The organism is Microcoleus sp. PH2017_09_SFU_O_A (genome assembly GCF_020738625.1).
Taxonomy (GTDB): Bacteria; Cyanobacteriota; Cyanobacteriia; order Cyanobacteriales; family Microcoleaceae; genus Microcoleus.
Genome location: NZ_JAEQCF010000006.1, coordinates 64,393 through 85,419, shown reverse-complemented (window position 1 = coordinate 85,419; position 21,027 = coordinate 64,393). Strand labels below are relative to the sequence as shown.

Here is a 21,027-nt window from a genome sequence, read left to right as displayed (position 1 = left end):
TCATATTTTTGAGAAAGGCTATATCCAGAAGCTAGATGGCAGGAGAAGCTGAATTAAATCCTATATTTTCAGGGCGAAGCTTGAAGGTAGCAGTTAAATTGCAAGTTAGAATAAAACATATTTCGCGTTGACAGCCGAGTGAATTTGTGATATAATTATAACTCTTAAACACAAGTTTTGTAGCGTTCAGTCACACCGCAATCCGATCGCCGATGTATGTGTAGGTGCAATTCGATAACTCCCCCGGAAATAAAAGATAAAATCCAAGTTAGCTTGAGACAACTTTTAATTAATAAATATTATGAAAGCAGTTTTTAACTTAGCTGTACCTCCTACGTGCTTCAAGGTTCTGTTAGTAGAAGACCACCCTCAGGAAGCTGAGCTTATTGAAGATTTGCTGTCAGGAATTAGCGGTCGGCAGTATATATTGCTGACGAAAGTAGAGTGCCTCAGCGAAGCGCAGCAGCGATTGAATCAAGAAAGTTTTGACATAATTTTATTAGACCTTTCACTACCAGACAGTCAGGGCATCGAGACGGTGGCTCGGATACAAGAGTATGGGGTAAATGTGCCGATCGTAGTTTTGACTGCCCAAAACGACGAAGAGCTGGCGCTGCGGTTGATTTCGGTGGGCGTACAGGATTATTTAGTCAAAAGAAAAATCGACGGCGAACTGTTAATGCGATCGCTCCGTTACGCCATAGAACGCCAGAACAGTCAAGATGCTTTGCGAAAAAGCGAAGAAAAATATCGCTCGGTGGTGGAAAATTCCCTGATCGGAATTGCCATCGTCGCTCCAATTATTGACCCCGCAATTGCTGAAAATTGCAATTGGATTGAAGTTAACGACGCTCTGTGCGATTTGCTCTTATACGATCGCGACGAACTCGTGCACAAGCATTGCCTGGAGCTTACTCATCCAGAGGATTTTGAGGCCAATTTTGAAAAATTTTCTCAGATGTTAGCAGGTAAAACCGACGGTTACATCTCAGATAAAAGGTGGTTTAGAAAAGATGGCGAAATAGTTTACACGCGAGTTTCGCTGCGCTGCATCCGCGGCCTAGATGGATCTATTGACCGGATAATTGAAGTGGTGTTGGACGTGAGCGATCGCTACCGCTACGAAGCACAACTGAAAGCATCTGAAGAATTTTTAAACCACACTCTAAATGCGACCCCAGATCCAATTTTTGTCAAAGATGACCAGAACCGGTGGATGATATTAAATGATGCTTTTTGTCAGTTGATAGGGAAATCTCGACAAGAACTGATCGGCAAATCAGAATATGACTTTCTTCCAAAATCAGAAGCGGATGTTTTTTGCAGAAAAGATGAAGAATTATTGGCAAAAGATATCTGTTTGGAAACAGAAGATAAATTCACCGACACTGCGGGAAAAGAATGGATAATTTCTACCAAAAAAAGCGTTTTTAAAAGAGCTGATAACAGTAAAGTAATAGTTGGCACAATCAGAAATTTTACCGAATACAGACGGCAGCAAATAGCTCTGGAACAAAGCGAAGCTCGATTTCAAAAACTCGTAGCCAACCTGCCCGGAGTAATTTATCAATTCCGACTCTCAGCTAGCGGAGAAAAATATTTTCCTTACGTTTCTTCAGGCAGTCGGGAACTTTACGAATTAGAGCCAGAAGCAATAGAGCAAAATGCAGAATTGATTTTCAGCAGAATTCATGCAGACGATCGCTTAGATTTAGAAGCATCGATCGCAATTTCAGCCGCTATGCTGGAACCTTGGCGGCAGCAGTGGCGGCAGATTATGCCATCCGGAAAAGTTAAGTGGCTGCAAGGAGCATCCAGACCGGAAAGGCTCACCAATCAGAGCAAATCTGGGAGCAAAGGCGATATTCTCTGGGACGGTTTAGTGATGGATATCACTGAGTTAAAGCAGGCACAGACAGAGCGCGATCGCTTTTTTACTATATCCTTAGACTTGCTTTGTATTGCTGGTTTCGACGGCTATTTTAAACGATTAAACCCTGCTTGGTCAAATGCTCTGGGCTACAGCAGTGCCGAACTGCTCGCCAAACCATTAATCGAATTTATTCATCCAGACGATCGAGTAGCCACTCTAATCGAAGCGGAAAAGCTAATAAGTGGCACGCCCAGTATTTACTTTGAAAACCGCTATATTTGCCAAGACGGTTCTTACAAATGGTTGCTGTGGACGGCATCGCCTTTTAGCGAAGAAGGTTTGATTTATGCAGTGGCTCGCGATATTACTTCTCGCAAAAAAGCTGAGTCGGAACTTCAGCGACAAGCAGTCGCTATGGGCGCTGCTCATGACGGCATTGCTATTTTTAACGAGCGTAAAGAATGTATTTATTCAAACGACGCTTATCTTAAAATGTACGGCTTGGCTAGCGCTAGCGAACTGTATGGGAAGAAATGGAAAATGCTCTACAGCCGTGCTGAAATTCAATATCTTGAACGTGAAATAATCCCGGTGCTCCAGGAAAAAGGGTACTGCAATATAGAAGCGATCGGTCAGCGGCGCGACGGTACTAAGTTCCCTCAAGAATTGTCGCTGACAATGCTTGCAGGGGGCGAGATAATTTCGATCTTCCGCGATATCACCAAAAGAAAACAAGCAGAATCAGAACTGCAATCTAGCCAGCGCCGCTATCAAACTTTGGCAGAAGCATCGCCGGTTTGCATATTTCACAGTGATGCGTTTGGTAATTGTCTTTATGTGAATCAGCGGTGGAGCGAAATCACGGGATTAAATGCAGAATTAGCAGCCGAAACTGGCTGGATGAATGCCCTACATCCCGATGATGCGGATCGGGTGAAGAATGAATGGTATGGAGCAATTATTCACAAAATTCCTTTTAAATCAGAATACCGCTTTCTGCGTCCAGACGGTCGGGTAATTTGGGCGATCGCTCAGGCGATCGCCGAAATCGGAGACAAGCACGAAGTTAAAGGCTATATCGGCAGCATTACTGATATTAGCGATCGCAAACAAGCTGAATTAGACCTACTGCGGGTGACTCAAGCCGTAGAAAGCACCAGTGATGCGATCGGCATTGCTGACTTGACAGGGCGATCGATCTACCACAATCAAGCCTTTATTCAGCGGTACGGCTACACAGCAGAAGAACTGAACGCAGCGGGTGGAGCAACGGCAATTTATCCGCAAAATTCAGTGCTGCAAGAAATGTTTAAAACGATTCGTAAAGGCAAATCTTGGCAAGGCGAACTCAAAATCAAAACTAAAAGCAAGGAACTGGTAACAACCTTATTTCGCGCTGACTGTATTAAAGATGAAACTGATAATTTAATCGGGTTTGTGGGAGTAATTACCGACATCACAGACCGCAAACAAGCTGAGATGGCGCTGCTAAAGCAATTAAGGCGAGAACGCCTGGTAGTTGCCATGCTCGATCGCATTCGCTCTTCCCTCAATTTAGAAGAAGTCCTCACCGCTGCTGTCGATCAAGTGCGGCAATTATTGCAAACAGACCGCACAGTTATTTACCGCTTTAATCCCGACTGGAGCGGCACTGTAGTTGTCGAATCCGTGGCAAAGAATCGAATTTCTCTCCGAGGTTTTAACAATCTTGACCCCTGTTTTAAAGATAAATTTGTTGCTATTTACCAGCAAGGCTGTATTCGAGCTATCGAAGATATTTATGGTGAAAATCTGAGCGAATGCTACATTAAAATTCTTGAAAATTTTGAAGTTAGAGCTAACTTAATAGTGCCAATTTTACAAGCACGAGAAAGCATTTACCCTGCCCAACCCACCGCAGAAAATCAACTTTGGGGACTGCTGATCGCCCACGATTGCAGCGGCCCCCGTGTCTGGGATTCCTCAGAAATAGAATCCCTGCGGCAATTGTGCGTGCAATTGGCGATCGCGATCCAGCAATCGACACTATTTGAACAAGCACAAACCGAAATAGCCGATCGCAAACAAGCAGAAGCAGCCCTAAAATTAGCTAAAGAAGCCGCCGAAACCGCCAACCGCGCCAAAAGCGAATTTCTCGCCAACATGAGCCACGAACTCCGCACGCCTTTAAACGGGGTTTTAGGTTACGCTCAAATCCTCAAAACCGACAGAGACTTAAGCTGCGATCAACAAGAAAGTCTCAGCAATATTCAACAGTGCGGTCAACACCTGCTGATGTTAATCAACGATGTTTTAGACCTTTCTAAAATCGAAGCTAGAAAAATGGAACTCTACCCGGAAGAGTTAAATTTTCTAAATTTTACGAAAAACATTGCGGATCTGTTTCAGATGCGGGCAGATCAAAAAGGAATTTGTTTCAATTACGAACAAGTATCGCCCCTGCCCACCTGCGTCCAAGTCGATCAAAAAAGATTGCGCCAAGTTCTGATAAATTTACTCAGCAATGCCGTTAAATTTACTAACAGCGGCGGAGTAACTTTCAAAGTCGGCTATGTCGGCACAGAGGCCTGGAGTCGCAGCCAAGGAGAAACATACGAATTCTCGCTTTTGAGTTCTGAACTCAAAGAAACTTATCTGCGCTTTTCCCACAATGCGATCGCAGCTAAACACGCTTTAAAAATCCGATTTCAAGTCGAGGATACCGGGACAGGAATAGACAAAAGCAAGTTAGAAGAAATATTTTTGCCGTTCCACCAAGTAGGAGGCAATACCTTTGTTGAAGGTACGGGTCTCGGACTCTCGATCAGCCAGAAATTAGCTAAACTGATGGGCAGCAAAATTCGCGTCAACAGCACTTTCGGAAAAGGCAGCACTTTCTGGCTAGATTTAGAATTGCCCGCAGCCAAACGCTACTTAGAGGTGTCTCCTTTGCGGGAAAAACGCTGGCTGGTCGGTTTTGTGGGCAATAAGCGGAAAGTGCTAATCGTGGACGACAATCAACTAAATCGCGATTTGTTGTGCAGGATGCTGGGGCGTTTGGGATTTGAAGTTGCAGAGGCACAAAATGGTCAAGAATGCCTCTACAAAGCAGTCAAATTTCAACCTGATGTGATTTTAATGGACTTGCAAATGCCTGTAATGGATGGCTTAGAAACTACAAGGAGACTGCGGCAGTTGCCGGAATTAAAAGATGTCGTGTTAATCGCTTTGTCAGCTAGCGTTTTCGAGTCGGCGCAGCAAGAGAGCATCCTTGCAGGGTGCGATGATTTTCTTCCCAAGCCGATCGAAGCAAATCACTTTTTGGAACAGTTGCGCGTGCATTTGGGACTAGAATGGATTTACGAGGAATCTCCGGAAAACCAAAATTGTAAAACTCCCAGTTTGTCACCAGCATCTGATTTTCCTGCTTATGCTGCTCTGTTACCTGCGGCTTCTGAGTCGGTAGCAAAAATTGTGAAACTTGCGGCTATGGGCGACATTGAAGAAATTTTTGAGGAGAGTGCTAAGCTGGAAAGTTTGGAACCAAAATTAGTGCCGTTTGCCACGAAGCTCCGCCAACTTGCTAAGGGATTTCAGCTCAAACAAATTCGGAATATTTTACAGCAGTATATCGATGGTTAGTAGTTATTAGTTATTGGTTATTAGTTATTGGTTATTAGTTATTGGTTGTCAGATCCAATCCCTCCGCTACGCTGGGCCCAATCCCTCCGCTTCGCTTCGCCCAATGCGTAACTCATGTTAGTGAGAAAGGCTATATAATATTCTGTTGTTTCACTGTAACAGCCAACCAAATAAATCTCCTACTGTCAGTTGCAATTCCCTGGCAAAAGATGGCACGGGCAATAACTGTTCCGGTTCGTCAAACACCTCGGTTGATTGAGCCGGCCGATATACAAAAACCGATCGCTCTTCTGGATCGATTAACCAACCCATTTGAGTTCCGTGTTTGAGAGAATGTAAAATATTTTTAGTAACTTTAGTTTGGCTTTGGTCAGGGGAGAGGATTTCAATTGTCCAATCCGGGGCGATCGCAAACACATTTGCCACACCGCCATTTTCGTTACGGGGAATGCGCTCCCAAGTGAATACAGTCACGTCGGGAACGATCGCGCGACCGCCAAAAACACACCGCAGTTCGGGAAATGCTCGCGCCACCTTTTGAGGTTTGAGAGCAGCATTAGCAGCACTTGTCAACTCGCCTTGAATTACACTATGTTCTCCTTGAGGCATGGGTTTTTGAATGATTTTACCGTCAATGTACTCGCTGGCTGGTTTGGTTTCTGACAACTTCAGAAACTCTTCGAGTGTCAAAGATTTTGGCAGGGTTTGTAGCATCCGATTTTACCTCTAAAATAGGAGTTTCATCCGCTATTTTACCAAAAAGTGCCCGACTCGCGCGGGTCTACTTACTTCATTTTTTCTGCTATATAGTAGTTCTCAAAAAAGTGACGTATGCCCAATGCCCTGTTTGGCCGATGCCCTGTTTGCCCGATGATAATATGAGAGACAGTTTTTTGAGAGATTTGGGATTGAAAATACTTTGCCTCAGTAACGGCCACGGAGAAGATGCGATCGCCCTTCGCATCTTGCGAGAACTGCAACAGCACCCGCATCCCCCAGAAATAGCCGTGTTTCCGCTAGTGGGCGAAGGGCAAGCTTTCGCTCAACTAGAAAGCGCCCGCATCATCGGCCCGGTGCAGCGGATGCCTTCGGGTGGCTTTATCTACATGGACGGAAGGGAATTTTTGCGCGATGTCAAAGGCGGGTTGCTTCAGTTGACCCTAGCTCAGTTTAAAGCTATCCGCGCTTGGGTGCGATCGCCACAACAGTCTGGAAATCACAAGCCAGCAATCTTAGCTTGCGGAGATATTGTACCGCTGCTGTTTGCTTGGCTGGGCGCCGCGCCCTATGCCTTTGTCGGCACGGCCAAGTCGGAGTATCACGTGCGGGACGAGCAGGGGCCTCTGGCTGGCAAATCCCGCCCGTGGGCTTGGAAGATTTGGTCGCGATCGGTTTATTTCCCTTGGGAGCGCTGGTTGATGACTAGAAAGCTCTGTAAAGCCGTTTTTGTCCGGGACGCCCTCACCGCCGAGACTTTAGAAAAGCTGGGAATTCCCGCCTACAATCTCGGCAATCCCATGATGGACGGACTCGAACCGGAAAACCCCGCCCGTTTTTACGGCCCTGATGCAGAGTTTCGGGAAATGGAGCGATCGCTCGTCATCACCTTACTGCCCGGTTCCCGAGCGCCGGAAGCCTATGCTAATTGGCTGCTAATAGTAGAGGCTGTAGCCGGAATTTTGTCTCTGTTTGGCGATCGCAAATTGTTATTTTTCGGAGCTATTTCTCCCGAGTTAAACTTAGAAGCTTTGCGACCTAGTTTAGAATTTTTCGGCTGGCGTCAAGACGGCGAAACTAAAACCCAGCGGCGAGAAGGCAGTATTTTGCGACCTCCTGTTTCTAGCGCTCAAGAAATTAGGAAAGAATCTCCTAATTTGCTATTGCCCTTGACTTTTGTGCAAAGAAAAGCCACGATGATTTTAACTCAGCAAAGTTTTAACGATTGTTTGTACCAAGCCGATTTAGCGATCGCAATGGCCGGAACCGCTACAGAACAATTTGTCGGTTTAGGAAAACCGGCGATCGCCATTCCCGGAAGCGGCCCGCAATTTACTCCCGCTTTTGCCGAAGCTCAAAGTCGCCTCTTAGGCCCCTCATTAATTTTAGTCAAACATCCCGCCGAAGTTGCCGGCACCATCCAGTCTTTGCTTCGCGATCCCGACAGGTTGCAGCTAATCGCTGAAAATGGCTGGCGCCGCATGGGAGAAGGCGGTGCATCAGCCAGAATTGCCGAGTGTTTAATTCAACGGTTCGGCGAATCCAACAATTCTTAATTGTCTGGAATACACTAGGAATACAACAATATTGTCTCCCTACTCAATATCTTTAATTGCACTTTATTGAAAAAATATTGTTCGCTAATTACTAACTTCCGTCGTTCGTAGTGAGGACTTCAGTCCTCCGATTGGATGCGGACTCGCAGGGAGCATCTCATTTTGGTAAAAAGCATTTTTTCTTTGAGTGCGAGCTTAAGAGCTCGCGAGTATAATACCCGCGAGCTCTTAAGCTCGCACTACAAATGCAAAACTGAGATGCTCCGGGAGCATCGGGAGCATCTCAGTTTTGTAAAAAGCATTTTTTTTATTGTAGTGCGAGCTTAAGAGCTCGCGTATTGTACAATACGCGAGCTCTTAAGCTCGCACTGTTGTAAATGCAAAACTGAGATGCTCCCAGCGTACCTACCAATACTGCACTCGCAGACAATTTCAATTCGCCGTTTCTTCCGAAGATAAAACCCAGAAATCAGCCTAAGAAATTTTAAAATCCGACTTCACCAACACACCCGGTTCTCGCTGCATAGGAAGCACATCTAAAGTATCTAATTGCGCGCAATATTTTAAATCTTCAATCACACCCAAACCCAGGAGGCGCTGGCCGTGACTGGCTTTTTCCAACAATTCATGCAGCCGATCTTGCCAGTGCAGATAAAGAGCGATCGCCCCAAACACTTCATCGTTACCAGCAAAATCGATCGCAGGAATACCGCTTTCTGCTAAAAGACTTTGGGCGATCGCACCAGCACACACCGTATCCTCCAACGAATAACTCCCTTCCCAACCAGAACCCACAATCCAAATACTTTCCGGCTTTTTGCTTAACAGAAACTGCACCACAGATTTGCGGTTGTTCAAAGCCGCCGTCAACACCGTAGCAGCATCTTGCACTCGTTGCAGAGCCCGAGTACCGTTAGTTGTGCTGATAAAAATTCGCTTTCCAGTCACCTTTTCTGGCGGGCAGTCCAGCGGCGAATTCCCCATGTCAAAACCGTCAACTTTCGCGCCACCGCGCTCTCCGGCGCGAATCCGCTTGTCTCCAGGCCATTTTTCGCTCTCGGCCATCAGCTTATCTAAGTCGCTGAAAACTTGCACAGCTTCCGCCCCATTATTCAAGGCCGTCGCCATCGTCGTAGTCGCCCGCAGTACATCAACTGCGATCGCGCAAGCCGGCATCTTGTCTGCTGGCGTAAGTTCCGGGGTATGGTAAATAAAAAGCTTCACTTTTGGGGCTACCTGCAATAAATCCTCATACGTAATAATAATAGAATTTGTACCCTGAGCGTAGTCGAAGGGCTTTCTTCCTTCTTCCTTCTTCCTTCACCGAATAGCCGGGTTTGAAGCCCTTACTCATGAAGGCAGATTGTGATAAAAACGGAGTTTAAATCTCCGTTCTTATCAATTCGCTGTCAACTGTCAACTGTCAACTGTCAACTGTTTAACCATATGTCAAAACAGCTCAATTCAAATCCCGCCCGCGCTGCCATTAGTGCACCAATTGGACTCCTCGCAGGTTTCACCTATCCCCTTCGAGCTTTCACGCTGATTTTGCAAACTCCCAAGCTGTGGACTTATGTATTAATTCCCGTCGTCCTAAATTTTTTAATTGGTATCGGTCTTTATTTAAGCTTGCTATTTCCTAGTTTGGCAGGCATAGACATTTTAGTTGCCGATTTGTCAGTCAGATTTAATGATTTAATTGCGAGTTTGCCAGCTTGGCTGAGCTTTCTTGGCGTCTTAACAATCGGTTTCGGCTGGCTGCTGCGCGTACTTTTGGTTTCAGGACTTTTGTTAATAATCGGGTTTTTATTAGTCCAGTTTGGCGTGATTTTAGGTTCGCCCTGGTACGGCAAATTATCCGAACAATTGGAACTTCTGCGGAACGGTCAATTGCCCGCAGAAGCACCAATGAACTTGGCGAGTATTTTTCGGGATCTACAAATGGCGATCGGCTTTGAAATCCGAAAACTACAACTTTTGTTCAGCATCGGGATACCGCTCCTGCTGCTGAATTTTCTCCCCGGCCCCGGCTCTATTCTTAGCAGTTTAGGAGGCGTAGCTTTGGGCGCGACTATTGTCTGTTTGGACTTTTTAAATGCACCTTTGGAGCGTCGGAAGCTACCTTTTCAGGATAAATTTGAGATAATTCGGGCGAGTTTGCCGGCTAGCGGGAGTTTTGGTTTGGTTTGTTTGGGTTTGGTGAGCATTCCCCTGTTGAATCTGTTGGCGATTCCGCTGTGCGTGACGGCGGGGACTTTGTTTTTTTGCGATCGCATTTGGCCCGCCCGCTTCGCCACAGAAGAAACCAACAGCCCGACCGAATCTAACATAACAACTTAGGATCGCAAATTAAATAATTTACACTCTTGAAAGTGGGATGGGCGTCCCGCCCGTCCTTTCTGGACGGGCGGGACGCCCATCCCACAAGAACAATAAAGATTGTAAGTTATTTAATTCTCATTCCTTAAAAACTAGCGAGATGCTTCTACTTTCTGCCGAATGCCTTCTACCTTCCGCTGACTCTGGGAGTTAGAACTCAGAAACGGGCTTAAAAAAATCCAACTAACGAAAAAGAAGGAAGCTGTAAATAGCTGGACAATATCGATCGCGGACAGATATCCGTCAGACAATAGTGCAATACTTCTATCTGTCAGCCCGAATATCCAAGACAGAATCCCAAACAGCCAAATGCCTTTTTGGAGCATTGGCAAAAATGCTGAAACTTCGGAGTTTTGCTGCTTGTTCATTGATTTAGCCCTTGTTTGCGAAGAATCTGGTTAACCGAGCACCCCAAGGGCTTAAGGATTTTTGGTCTCCTCGGATTCCCTTTGTTATCTATATGTTAAGAAATGTTTCCCAATATTGCAATTTGCCCCTGGAGGTATTTGCACATCTATCTCAGGAGGTAGTCGCAGCGTGAAAAATAGGTAAACTTTGCTACACTTTTGCAGGAAGCGCGATCGACCTCTCACCACGAGTCCGCTCTTGGCATTAGTGCCACTCCTTGATATAGTGAGTGATAACTTTTTCGATTTTCGATTTTCGCTTTTTGCATAGAAAATCAAAAAGTTGGAAATGACTTACTATGTATGGGTTTAAAGCTTGCCAACAGTTGCATTATTTTAGGAAAATGGTGTCACAACTTAGGTAAAAAACTCTGAGACGCAGAAACTGGGTTTTTTCACAAAAATCCCACCAGACAACGCGAGGGATATCGGTTGAAAAACCGATGAAAAACCAAAGTAATCAACCCGCTGTCCGTTAGACTTATCAAAGACCGAAATCAAAAGAATATGTTATTTAACAGTATTGAATTTCTAGTATTTTTTGCAATTGTTTTCACCATATATTATTTGCCTCCCTTACAAAAACTGCAAGTTCCCATCCTCATAATTGCCAGCTTCATATTTTACAGTTGGAACGCTCCCGCACTGCTGTCAATCCTGCTCCTCTCAATTGCGATCAACGCTACAGCCAGCTTTCAAATTGCCAGAATTTCAGACAAGAAACAGCGTTTTTTTTGGGCCTTATTAGGAGTAGTTCTGAATGTATTAATTTTGAGCTTGTTTAAATACGCCGGTTTGCTCACTAACTTTGTTGCAGATGTTTTTAATATTGCTCGAACCGAAGGCAGTATTGCTTATTTATTCTTAAAATTACCTCTGCCAATCGGTATTTCTTTCTACACCTTTGAAGGCATAAGTTTAGTGGTAGATGTACTGAGTCAAAAAGATAAAAGCGAAAGCGAAACAGAATCCCACGCTTACGTATCACCCAAATTTAGCCAACACCTGCTCAATACTTCATTTTTTATTAGCTTTTTTCCCAATTTACTCTCAGGCCCTATTTTAAAATCCAAGACATTCTATCCCCAGATTGAGCCTAAATATTTAAAAGACATTTCTTTCAATTTCATTTTTAGATCGCTCACAGTCGGCTACTTCCTAAAAATGGTCGTCGCCGACAACTTAAAAGACTATACCTTCTGGATCAGCTTTCCCTACTACCAAGGATTTGGAACTATTACCAACCTGACGCTGCTGTTCGGCTACTCAATCCAAATCTTTGCCGATTTTGCCGGTTACTCCTTAATTGCGATCGGTTTAGCAGCGGCTTTGGGCTACGCAATTCCCGACAACTTCAACTTTCCCTACATCTCCCGTTCCCTCTCCGAATTCTGGAGAAGGTGGCACATTTCCCTATCAACTTGGCTCAGAGATTATCTATACTTTCCCCTAGGAGGAAACCGTAAAGGAAAAATCAGAACTTATCTTAACTTAATGACAGTAATGACTTTAGGCGGATTGTGGCACGGTGCTGCTTGGAGTTATGCAGTTTGGGGCATTTATCACGGATTTGGTTTAGCAGTAGAACGCTTTTTTGGGTTCGACAAATCCAAAAATAAATCCCCAGAACCCAATTCAGCAGAAACCAAACCAATCTGGCAGCAATTATTATTTGACAGCGTTAGCGTTGTAGGAATTTTCTCTTTTGTTTCCTTCGGATGGCTGCTTTTCAAACTCCCACGATTTGAAGAAGCAGTTGACTTCGTAGTTACTTTAGTTCGCAACTATAAAGTCAAGCCTGGTTGGACTCACATTATTCCGACGCTAACTTTTTCCCTACCAGTAGTAATTTATCACATTCCTCATTTTCCCACTTGGCAAAATCTGATGAAACATGATTCACTTAAAAAAAATCAAAAATTCTGGAGTATTTATCAAGATGTAGCTTTAGGAATTATGCTAGCAATGATATTCCTCAACAGTGGCAGCTCGAAACAATTTATTTATTTCCAATTCTAGAAGGTGTTCAATGTTTATAAAATACAAGTTGCGATCTATTCTGCGCCCGGTACTAATTTTCCTGTTTGTAATAAGTTTTTATCAAGTTCTCGTCAGTGGCGGAGTGTTGCCAGCTTCTGACGGAGTTAGCCTGATTCAAAATAATATTGTCAAAGCTCAAAGGTATGTATATGATGATTCCGATCTGAAAATTGTCATGGTGGGTAGTTCTCTATCTGCCAACCTTCATGTTACAGACATTGGAAAGGGCGTAAAGAGCATAGCTTTGGGGGGAGGATCGAGCCAGACGGGTTTAGAAATAGTTAAAAAAAGTAATAGCAACCCTCCGATTATTTTGGTAGAAATTAACGATACTATTAGTCGCACAATAGATAGGGATTTAGTTGAATCTTTGTACAATCCTGTTTTTTATTGGATGCGCCAGTATTTGCCAATACTGAGAGAAGAATATCGTCCAGTTAGTATTTTTATACATTCGTTAAAACAACGCTCTAAACAAAATCAAAAAGCAACAAAAGAGGCACTAGATAGCGGAGAGGCTCGCAATCTTACTCCGGAATTATCGCAAAAAGCTATCCAAACAACAGTTGACATTCAAAGCCAACCTTTGTCTAAAAAAGATGCAGAAGATATCAAAAAAGAAGCTGCTGTAATTAGAGCTCAAATCGCTGAAATCAATAAAAATAGCGGGGCAAAAATAATTTTATTTGACATTCCTCAAGAGTCGCGAGTTGACGCTGCAATCAGGAGAAAACAAGTCCGAGAATTGACTAAAAAGCTGTTTCCGTCCGATCGCTTTGAGTGGTTGCCCCCCCCGCCCCCGCGAGAATGGCGCACCAATGACGGCATTCACTTGATCCGCAGCGATGCTAGGGATTTTGCCAAGTTTTTGAGTCATAAATTGTTGGGCTAGTCAGGGCGGGGACTCTTGGCATGGCCCCTCCAAAGGAAAGGTTGTCATTCTATTTGAAGTATGTCATACTACAAATGTCTGTGATGTCAGCTTAAAAATCGTAAGGTTTGCAGTCAGGACTTCAGTCCTCAAAGCCCTAAAAGCCACACGAGAAAGAGTTTGACGATCGCCCTGCAACCATACTCGACGTGAGTTCAGCATCAATAATATAGAACTATGGCACGATTAAATCAGATTATTGCGATCGAGAAAGGCATCAAAAGCCGATCGATCCAAGAACTAGCAGAAGCCCAAAAAGCCCTCCAGAAGCCCGCCGTGCTTTCGGGAATCTCCCGCACGTACCGCCCCAAAGACGAAGAAGGCGAACAACTGCCGCCCGAGTCCAAAAAAGTCGAAGTCAAAGCCGAAGAGATTATCCGCAAAACAACAGAAGTTTTGACCAAACTCTTCGACGTAACCGCAACCAAAGACTGGACAAATTGCAGAGCCCGTGCCGACGTAACTGTAGACGGAAACGTGCTTTTGAGCCAAGTGCCAGTCAGCTATTTACTATTCATTGAAAAGCAACTGTCAGAGTTGCAAGCATTTATCAAAAAACTTCCTGTTTTAGATGCTTCCGAGACTTGGAACTTTGATGCTTCAGCCGACTGTTGGGCAACAGAACCGGTGCAAACTCTCAAGACTTTTAAAACTCCCCGCAATCACGTTAAAGCTGAAGCTACGGAACACCATCCGGCTCAAGTGGATGTCTATTACGAAGATATTACGATCGGCTACTGGCGCACTGTCAAGTTTTCTGGAGCTTTACCAGCGCAGCGGATCAATGAGTTGCTGCAAAGGGTGGAAATATTGCAGAAAGCTGTGATGTTTTCCCGCGAAGAAGCTAACAATTCTGAAGTTGAAGAACAGAGAGTAGGAGAGCGAATTTTTCAATTTATTTTCCGCTAATAGCTTGCTTTTTTGATAGTTATGGTTTAAGATATAAACAGAGTACAAGTTCAATCTCAAACTTCAACTTAAACCGTACAACTGTGACAGTACAGGTTCGACTCCTGTCCCTTCAACCTAATAATGAGGGGTAGCCCAAATTGGCAGAGGCAGCGTTGCGTACAAATTCAATAGCAAGTTATTACTCTAAACTCAGCATTCACCGCCGATCGCCAAAACGAATGTCAGGAACAATCAGGTCATCGAGGTTGCTGGTTCAATTCCAGCCTCCCCAACCAAACACTGGGGAGTAGCTCAATCGGTAGAGCGCGATGATATTAATCTTAAATCCTTGACTTAAATGTGGTAGCGTGTAAAATGGCCGGTAATAGAAACCCAGTAGTAAGGTCAGAACTACTGGGTTTCGCGCTAATAATTGAATCAATCCGTTAAATCCGTCAGTCCAGGACGCATCAAGACAGATGAGTTACTGTATCAATCCTCAATGCGAACAACGGGAAAATACTGCTGCTACTCAAAATTGTCAGGCTTGTGGCACGGCTTTACTAATTGCCGATCGCTATCGTATCATCAAGCCAGTGCGATCGCCCAATCCCGCACGCCCCACAGACATCTTTGAAGTCAAAGATTGGGGAACAGGGGAAAACGAATGGGGAACTGTCAAAGTTTTAAAAGTCTTGAAACACACCCACAATCCCGACTTAGTTCGCTTGTTCAAGCAAGAAGCGCGAGTTTTGATTTGGCTGGCGGGAAGTGGTGGAGTTCCCAAAGTCGAACCTGACGCTTATTTCCAAATTAAACTCCCCAATAACTTCCAGAAATTGTCTTGTTTGGTAATGGAAAAAATTAGCGGAGAAAACTTGGCGGAATTCTTAACTAAAAACCAGTACGTTTCTCAAGAATTAGCTTTCGATTGGCTGCAACAAATGCTTGATATTTTGCAGGAAATTCACAAATATCATTTAGTGCATCGGGATATTAAGCCATCCAACCTGATGGTTGCAGCCGATGGGAAATTGAGACTAATTGACTTTGGGGCTGCAACAGAAGCAGGGATTGATACAACGCCCGTAGGTTCTGCGGGATATTGCGCGCCGGAACAAGTTGCAGGTAAAGCTGAAGTGCGATCGGACTTTTTCGCCCTGGGGCGTACTTTTGTACATTTATTAACGGGTTTACAGCCGATCGACTTTCCCGTCAATCCAACAACAGGTAAAATAAATTGGAGAAATCAAGCTGTAGGCGTTGACGAGTTGTTCGTAAGCTTGATCGACCAATTGATGGAACCGCTACCCGAAAACCGACCTGAAAATACCCAAGTTATTTTAGAAAAACTCAAAAATATTAACCTTTTGATTACCGACGCAGAACCGAAGTAACAATCACCGTGATCGTGGCACTAGCAATCAGAGTAAAAGCAAGCTGCACAACCCATTGAGTCGCTTGCTGGTAGTTGGAAAATCGATCGTTGAACTTCTCGACATCAGTCGCTAGGTTGTCTACACGGCTTGATAGGTTGTCAACACGGGTTGATAGGCCGTCTAATTTTTCGATTACATCTGTCAGTGTTGGTTCGGTGGGTGGTGTGGCAATCATCGTCTGGTTTCTCAACTCAATAATTCTATGATACCAGATCGGAATTGCCGATCGAAAAAATAGTAAGGTGCGTCGGGTGCATCTCAATTTTGTAAGGGCGAAGCATTTCGGCCGACAATTTATTAGTGATAACCAGAGATTTACTGCCGAAATGCTTCGCCCCTACCAGTATATTTGCAAAAATGGGATGTTCCCGGTGTATCCCCATTTACAAATTTGCAAATTTCATCGAACATCTCACAGTGACGAACCCTACAAGTTGATACCACACAATATAGTCTTTCGATTACCTGCACAGAACCAATGCCCAATTCCCAATGCCCAATTCCCAATGCCCAATTCCCAATTCCCAATTCCCAATTCCCAATTCCCAATTCCCAATTCTCAATGCCCAATTCCCAATTCCCAATTCCCAATTCCCAATTCCCAATTCCCAATTCCCAATTCCCAATTCCCAATTCCCAATTCCCAATTCTCAATGCCCAATTCCCCAATCAATAAATCTCTTCCAACCGGCGAAAATCCCGCTCAACTTCCGCCCACAAAGCCCGATTGTGAGGGTCAGTTTTCACCGCCTTTTTCAAATAAATTCTCGCTTTGTCAACCTGCTTTTCTCCGATCAAATACCGTCCCCACCGCTGATAGGCGATCGCCTGCCACTGTCGCACCTCCCGATCTTCGGGCATCCGCTGGGCCAAACCCTCAATTAGGGCGATCGCCCGCGGGAACCTCTGATATTTCAGCAACTGTTGCAGTTCAAAATAAGCATCTTTTTTTAACTTGTCTTCCGCCGCCGACAGATCCTGCTTATCTTCAGTGGGTTGCTGTTTCCGAGTCACCTTAACTGCTTGCGGTTGAGCTTTCACCGCCTCCGCTGGCGCTGTCGGAGTCGGCGGTACAGTTGAATTGGCAACTTTCGATTCCGCAACATCGGCGGGTGCAATATTCACCAGGAACTTATAAGCCTCAGTAATAGCAATAAACTTATTCTTAGCCTGTTCGTTTCCCGGATTCACATCCGGGTGATACTGTCTGGCTAACTTTCGATAAGAGGCCTTAACTTGCGATAAACTCGCACCAGATCTTAGCCCTAACTGTCGGTAATAATCTGCAATATCCATTTAGCATGAATCAAGTTTTCTAATACCATTAAATATGGCAGAATCCTTAAATGTAAAGATTCTGCCAAAATTTACCGCGAACTATGGTAGTGCGAGGGTTGCCCGCACTACTACACTATCAAAACCACTTACCAGAAAGAATTGGTTTAAAGCCTCTCCCTTAAGCGGGAGAAATTAAAACAAGACTATTCATTACTCAAATCCTCGGACTTGCAGGTCAACTGTCAACTGTCAACTGTCAACTGTCAAGGACGATCTTCTACCACTTTGTCGATCAAGCCGTATTCCTTGGCTTCCTCGGCGGACATGAAATAGTCGCGATCCATGTCTTTCTCGATTTTCTCGATCGGCTTTCCGGTATTTTTAGCATAGATACCGTTGAGTTGGTGGCGCAAGCGCAGAATCTCCTTCGCCTCAATCTGAATATCCGTTGCTTGTCCCCGCGTCCCCCCAGAAGGCTGGTGAATCATGATCCGCGAGTGAGGCAAAGCCAACCGTTTGCCCTTCGTACCCGCAGCCAGCAGGAAAGAACCCATCGAAGCAGCCAAGCCCACACAAATCGTCACCACGTCAGATTTAATGTGCTGCATGGTATCAAAAATAGCCATGCCTGCCGACACCATCCCCCCGGGGGAATTGATGTACAAAATAATATCTTTGCCCGAATCTTCCGAATCGAGATACAGCATCACCGCGATGATTTGATTGGCAATTTCATCGTCAATGTCCTTGCCCAAGAAAATAATCCGTTCCCGGTAAAGGCGATCGTAGATATTAATCCACTGAGTATCATAACCACCCGGCATTTTGTAGGGAACTTTTGGCACACCTATAGGCATAATTCGGAACTCCGTTTAGTTGGTAATTGGTAATTGGGAATTGGGAATTGGGAATCGGTAATTGGGAATCGGTAATTGGGAATTGTTAGTCATAAAAAAACTATTGAATAACTAATTCAGGGTAGAAACTACTAGCCATTAACCCTTAATTTTTACTCATGCCACATTCCCCATTCCCCATTCCCCATTCCCCATTCCCCATTCCCAGTTATACGACGGCCGCAGAAAGGGCTTTCGGCAATTCTTCCGAACTTTCAAGAACGCGATCGATCAAACCGTATTCTTTCGCTTCATAGGGCGTCAGGTACAGCAACCGATCCATATCTTTAGTAATTTTGTCGATCGGTTGGCCAGTACAGCTTGCAAAAATATCGAGCATCGTCGCCTTATTTGCCAGCACTTCCTTCGCCCGAATTTGAATGTCGCTGGCTTGACCTCGCGTGTAAGCCTTGGGTTGGTGCAATACAATCGAAGCGTGGGGCAAACTCGCCCGAAAGCCCTTTGTACCAGCCGCTAACAGCATCGCAGCCATGCCCATTGCCGAACCGAGACAAATAGTCTGCACGGGCGGCTTAATGTACCTGATCGTGTCGCAGATAGCGAAGGCTTCGGTTTCAAAGCCGACGGGTTCGCCACTGTAACCAGAAGTGCCGGTCGAGTTGATATAGATTTTGATCGGCTTATCCGGGTCTTCGTACTGCAAGAACAGCAGTTCAGCGATAATCAGTTCTGTTACCGCAGGCACCAGAGGCATACCCAGATAAACGATCCGCTCCTTCAGCAACAGGGAAGGTAAATCGGGAGGGGGAGTTCGAGAGTTGCCCTCTCCGTAGTATTGCGATTGCACGGCTTTAATGGGTGTGTTCATGTTTGTTTTTGCCTGGGGACACCCACCATACTTCGGCTACGGCTCGCTTGAGCTAAGTCGAAGGGCTCAGCACAAGTATCTGTACTCAGCTTGGTGGGACGAAGAAAGGAGGGCAGAGTATGTGCCTTTCCTCAAAAGAATGGGGTTGTTGACAACCGAAATGTTGCCTGAACTCATGGAGTTATTCTTAAAGAAATAGTAACGCAATCTTTAGGTATCCCGCATGAAAGTTAGTTTGCTCCCGGTCTTGAACGACCCCAACCTTGATGCTGCTGCGCCATCAACCCAGCGCCAGCTAGCCGTTTCAGTGTCGGCGACGGCAAGCGCGATCGACTCCAGCGTACCTTTAAACCTGTGCCTGATTCTCGATCACAGCGGCTCGATGGGCGGGCGCCCCTTGGAAACCGTCAAACAAGCCGCCGGACGGTTGCTGGACAGGTTAAAACCTGGGGATCGCTTTTGTGCGGTGGCTTTCGATCACAAAGCCAAAGTTCTCGTCCCCAATCAAGTTGTGGGAGATCCCGCCAGCATTAAACGGCAAATCGAGCAATTGCGCCCCGCTGGCGGCACGGCAATTGATGAAGGGATTAAGTTAGGTATTGAAGAGTTGGGGAAAGGCAAAAAAGAAGCAATATCTCAGGCGTTTCTGCTGACTGACGGCGAAAACGAACACGGCGACAATAACCGCTGTTTGAAGTTGGCGAAACTGGCCGCTGAGTACAACATGACTTTGAATTCTCTGGGATTTGGGGATAACTGGAACCAGGATATTTTGGAAAAGATTGCTGATGCTGGCGGCGGTGCTCTGGCTCATATTCAGCGGCCGGAAGATGCGGTTGATGAGTTTGGCAAGTTGTTTACTCGCATCCAAGGTGTAGGTTTGACTAATGCTTATTTGCTATTTTCGCTGATGCCAAAAGTGCGGTTAGCCGAACTCAAACCGATCGCGCAAGTTGCCCCGGATACGATCGAATTACCGGTGCAGCAGGATGGCGATCGCTTTATGGTGCGTTTGGGAGATTTAATGAAGGATGTAGAGCGAGTAGTTTTGGCTAATATTTATATTGGACAGTTGCCGGAAGGTACGCAGGCGATCGGGCAATTACAAATTCGCTATGACGATCCGACAGTCGGTGAAGGTTTGCTTTCCGATCCTGTTGCAGTTTCGGCTAATGTCCTAAAAGTTTATCAGCCTGCACTTAACCCGATGGTGCAGCAGCACATTTTAGCTTTGGCTAAGTACCGCCAAACTCAACTCGCAGAAACTAGGTTACAACAGGGCGATCGCGCTGGTGCGGCCACGATGCTACAAACGGCTGCTAAAACTGCTCTGCAAATGGGCGATAAAAGTGCCGCAACTGTGCTGCAAACCTCTGCTACTCGTTTGCAGTCTGGTGCAGAATTGACGGAAGCCGATCGCAAGAAAACTCGCATTGCTTCTAAAACTGTATTGAAGTAATATTATTTTCGCTTAATTGCGATCGGCAGCATTGTTCGTAGTAAGGAATGCAAGTCCTAATTTACTAAAAGCCTTAGAGAGGACTAAAGTCCTTACTACGAACCGGTTTATAATGTTTGTACCACCTATCGAGAGTGCTTGTATGAGCCAGACAATATCTGATAAAGTACGCTGGACTACCGCCGATTTAGAACTCTTACCCGATAACGGCGATCGTTATGAACTTATTGATGGAGAGTTATTTGTGACTAGAGCACCGCATTGGGGTCATCAACAGACTTGTGGCAGATTTTTCTCTGTGCTTGATACTTGGTCGATGTCTGCTGGTTTAGGACGAGCTGCAATCAATCCAGGGCTGATTTTCACAGAGGCCGATAACGTCATTCCTGATGTAGTTTGGGCGAGCAATGAACGCTTGGCCCTCTTGCTAGACGAAGCCGGTCATTTAACCGCCGCTCCTGAGTTAGTGGTTGAAGTATTATCTGCTGGTACAGATAATGAAAGAAGGGATAGAGATTTGAAACTCCGACTTTATTCAGTGCGGGGAGTACAAGAATACTGGATTGCTAATTGGCGGTTGCAGCAAATAGAGGTTTATCGCAGGGAACAAGCAAGTTTAAGATTAGTTGCTACGCTGTTGAGAAACGATCAACTTACTTCACCTTTGTTACCTGGTTTTAGTTGCTCTGTAGCTCAGGTTTTTGCTTAGAC

The 21,027-nt window shown here is 45.2% G+C and carries 17 protein-coding genes; 9 read left to right on the top strand and 8 right to left on the bottom strand.

The features are described from left to right. Positions 1-301 precede the first annotated feature (301 nt). Positions 302-5,494, top strand: a complete 5,193-nt coding sequence (locus JGK16_RS03925) for a PAS domain S-box protein (protein ID WP_293189689.1) — start codon at positions 302-304, stop codon at positions 5,492-5,494. A 150-nt stretch (positions 5,495-5,644) separates the two neighbouring features. Here JGK16_RS03925 and JGK16_RS03920 read toward each other — a convergent pair whose 3' ends face one another. Further along, entirely contained in the window at positions 5,645-6,208 is a 564-nt protein-coding gene (locus JGK16_RS03920; RefSeq protein ID WP_293174668.1) for a Uma2 family endonuclease, read from the bottom strand. A gap of 164 nt (positions 6,209-6,372) precedes the next feature. Here JGK16_RS03920 and JGK16_RS03915 point away from each other — a divergent pair, with 164 nt between their 5' ends. Then, on the top strand, positions 6,373-7,767 hold the full coding sequence (locus JGK16_RS03915; RefSeq protein ID WP_293189691.1) for a lipid-A-disaccharide synthase-related protein: 1,395 nt from the start codon (positions 6,373-6,375) through the stop codon (positions 7,765-7,767). A 474-nt stretch (positions 7,768-8,241) separates the two neighbouring features. Here the strand turns inward: JGK16_RS03915 and JGK16_RS03910 are convergent, their stop codons facing one another. Beyond that, the gene (locus JGK16_RS03910) at positions 8,242-8,991 is read right to left on the bottom strand and encodes a 2-phosphosulfolactate phosphatase family protein (RefSeq protein ID WP_293174662.1); all 750 of its coding nucleotides are present in this window, start codon (positions 8,989-8,991) and stop codon (positions 8,242-8,244) included. Between the two features lie 222 nt (positions 8,992-9,213). Between JGK16_RS03910 and JGK16_RS03905 the strand changes: the two genes are divergently transcribed. Next, the gene (locus JGK16_RS03905) at positions 9,214-10,107 is read left to right on the top strand and encodes an EI24 domain-containing protein (protein ID WP_293189693.1); all 894 of its coding nucleotides are present in this window, start codon (positions 9,214-9,216) and stop codon (positions 10,105-10,107) included. 131 nt (positions 10,108-10,238) lie between these two features. On the opposite strand, the gene JGK16_RS03900 is transcribed toward JGK16_RS03905, so the two are convergent. Continuing rightward, positions 10,239-10,514 (bottom strand): hypothetical protein, encoded by a 276-nt coding sequence (locus tag JGK16_RS03900; protein WP_293174656.1) that lies wholly within the window; start codon positions 10,512-10,514, stop codon positions 10,239-10,241. Between the two features lie 546 nt (positions 10,515-11,060). Between JGK16_RS03900 and JGK16_RS03895 the strand changes: the two genes are divergently transcribed. The 4 genes from JGK16_RS03895 (at position 11,061) to JGK16_RS03880 (ending at position 15,812) form a co-directional block, all read left to right on the top strand. After that, complete coding sequence (locus JGK16_RS03895) at positions 11,061-12,572, top strand: MBOAT family O-acyltransferase (protein WP_293174653.1); 1,512 nt, start codon at positions 11,061-11,063, stop codon at positions 12,570-12,572. A 10-nt stretch (positions 12,573-12,582) separates the two neighbouring features. Further along, on the top strand, positions 12,583-13,485 hold the full coding sequence (locus JGK16_RS03890) for a hypothetical protein (RefSeq protein WP_293189695.1): 903 nt from the start codon (positions 12,583-12,585) through the stop codon (positions 13,483-13,485). Between the two features lie 216 nt (positions 13,486-13,701). Beyond that, complete coding sequence (locus JGK16_RS03885; protein ID WP_293189697.1) at positions 13,702-14,433, top strand: hypothetical protein; 732 nt, start codon at positions 13,702-13,704, stop codon at positions 14,431-14,433. A gap of 461 nt (positions 14,434-14,894) precedes the next feature. After that, positions 14,895-15,812 carry a serine/threonine-protein kinase gene (locus JGK16_RS03880; protein WP_293189699.1) on the top strand — a complete coding sequence of 306 codons (918 nt, stop codon included), beginning with the start codon at positions 14,895-14,897 and terminating at the stop codon, positions 15,810-15,812. On the opposite strand, the gene JGK16_RS03875 is transcribed toward JGK16_RS03880, so the two are convergent. From JGK16_RS03875 to JGK16_RS03855, 5 genes are all read right to left on the bottom strand, one after another. Continuing rightward, positions 15,790-16,029 carry a hypothetical protein gene (locus JGK16_RS03875; RefSeq protein WP_293189701.1) on the bottom strand — a complete coding sequence of 80 codons (240 nt, stop codon included), beginning with the start codon at positions 16,027-16,029 and terminating at the stop codon, positions 15,790-15,792. The genes JGK16_RS03880 and JGK16_RS03875 overlap by 23 nt on opposite strands. A 140-nt stretch (positions 16,030-16,169) precedes the next feature. Next, the gene (locus tag JGK16_RS03870) at positions 16,170-16,523 is read right to left on the bottom strand and encodes a hypothetical protein (protein WP_293189703.1); all 354 of its coding nucleotides are present in this window, start codon (positions 16,521-16,523) and stop codon (positions 16,170-16,172) included. Further along, complete coding sequence (locus tag JGK16_RS03865; protein ID WP_293189705.1) at positions 16,524-17,150, bottom strand: DnaJ domain-containing protein; 627 nt, start codon at positions 17,148-17,150, stop codon at positions 16,524-16,526. Between the two features lie 245 nt (positions 17,151-17,395). Continuing rightward, positions 17,396-17,989 (bottom strand): ATP-dependent Clp protease proteolytic subunit, encoded by a 594-nt coding sequence (locus tag JGK16_RS03860; RefSeq protein ID WP_293174632.1) that lies wholly within the window; start codon positions 17,987-17,989, stop codon positions 17,396-17,398. A gap of 208 nt (positions 17,990-18,197) precedes the next feature. Next, entirely contained in the window at positions 18,198-18,857 is a 660-nt protein-coding gene (locus JGK16_RS03855; protein WP_293174629.1) for an ATP-dependent Clp protease proteolytic subunit, read from the bottom strand. 223 nt (positions 18,858-19,080) lie between these two features. On the opposite strand from JGK16_RS03855, the gene JGK16_RS03850 reads away from it, so the two are divergent. Further along, positions 19,081-20,316: a VWA domain-containing protein gene (locus JGK16_RS03850; RefSeq protein WP_293189707.1), complete on the top strand. Its 1,236-nt coding sequence runs from the start codon at positions 19,081-19,083 to the stop codon at positions 20,314-20,316. Positions 20,317-20,458: 142 nt separating this feature from the next. After that, positions 20,459-21,025 carry a Uma2 family endonuclease gene (locus tag JGK16_RS03845; protein WP_293174623.1) on the top strand — a complete coding sequence of 189 codons (567 nt, stop codon included), beginning with the start codon at positions 20,459-20,461 and terminating at the stop codon, positions 21,023-21,025. The last annotated feature ends 2 nt before the right edge of the window (positions 21,026-21,027 follow it).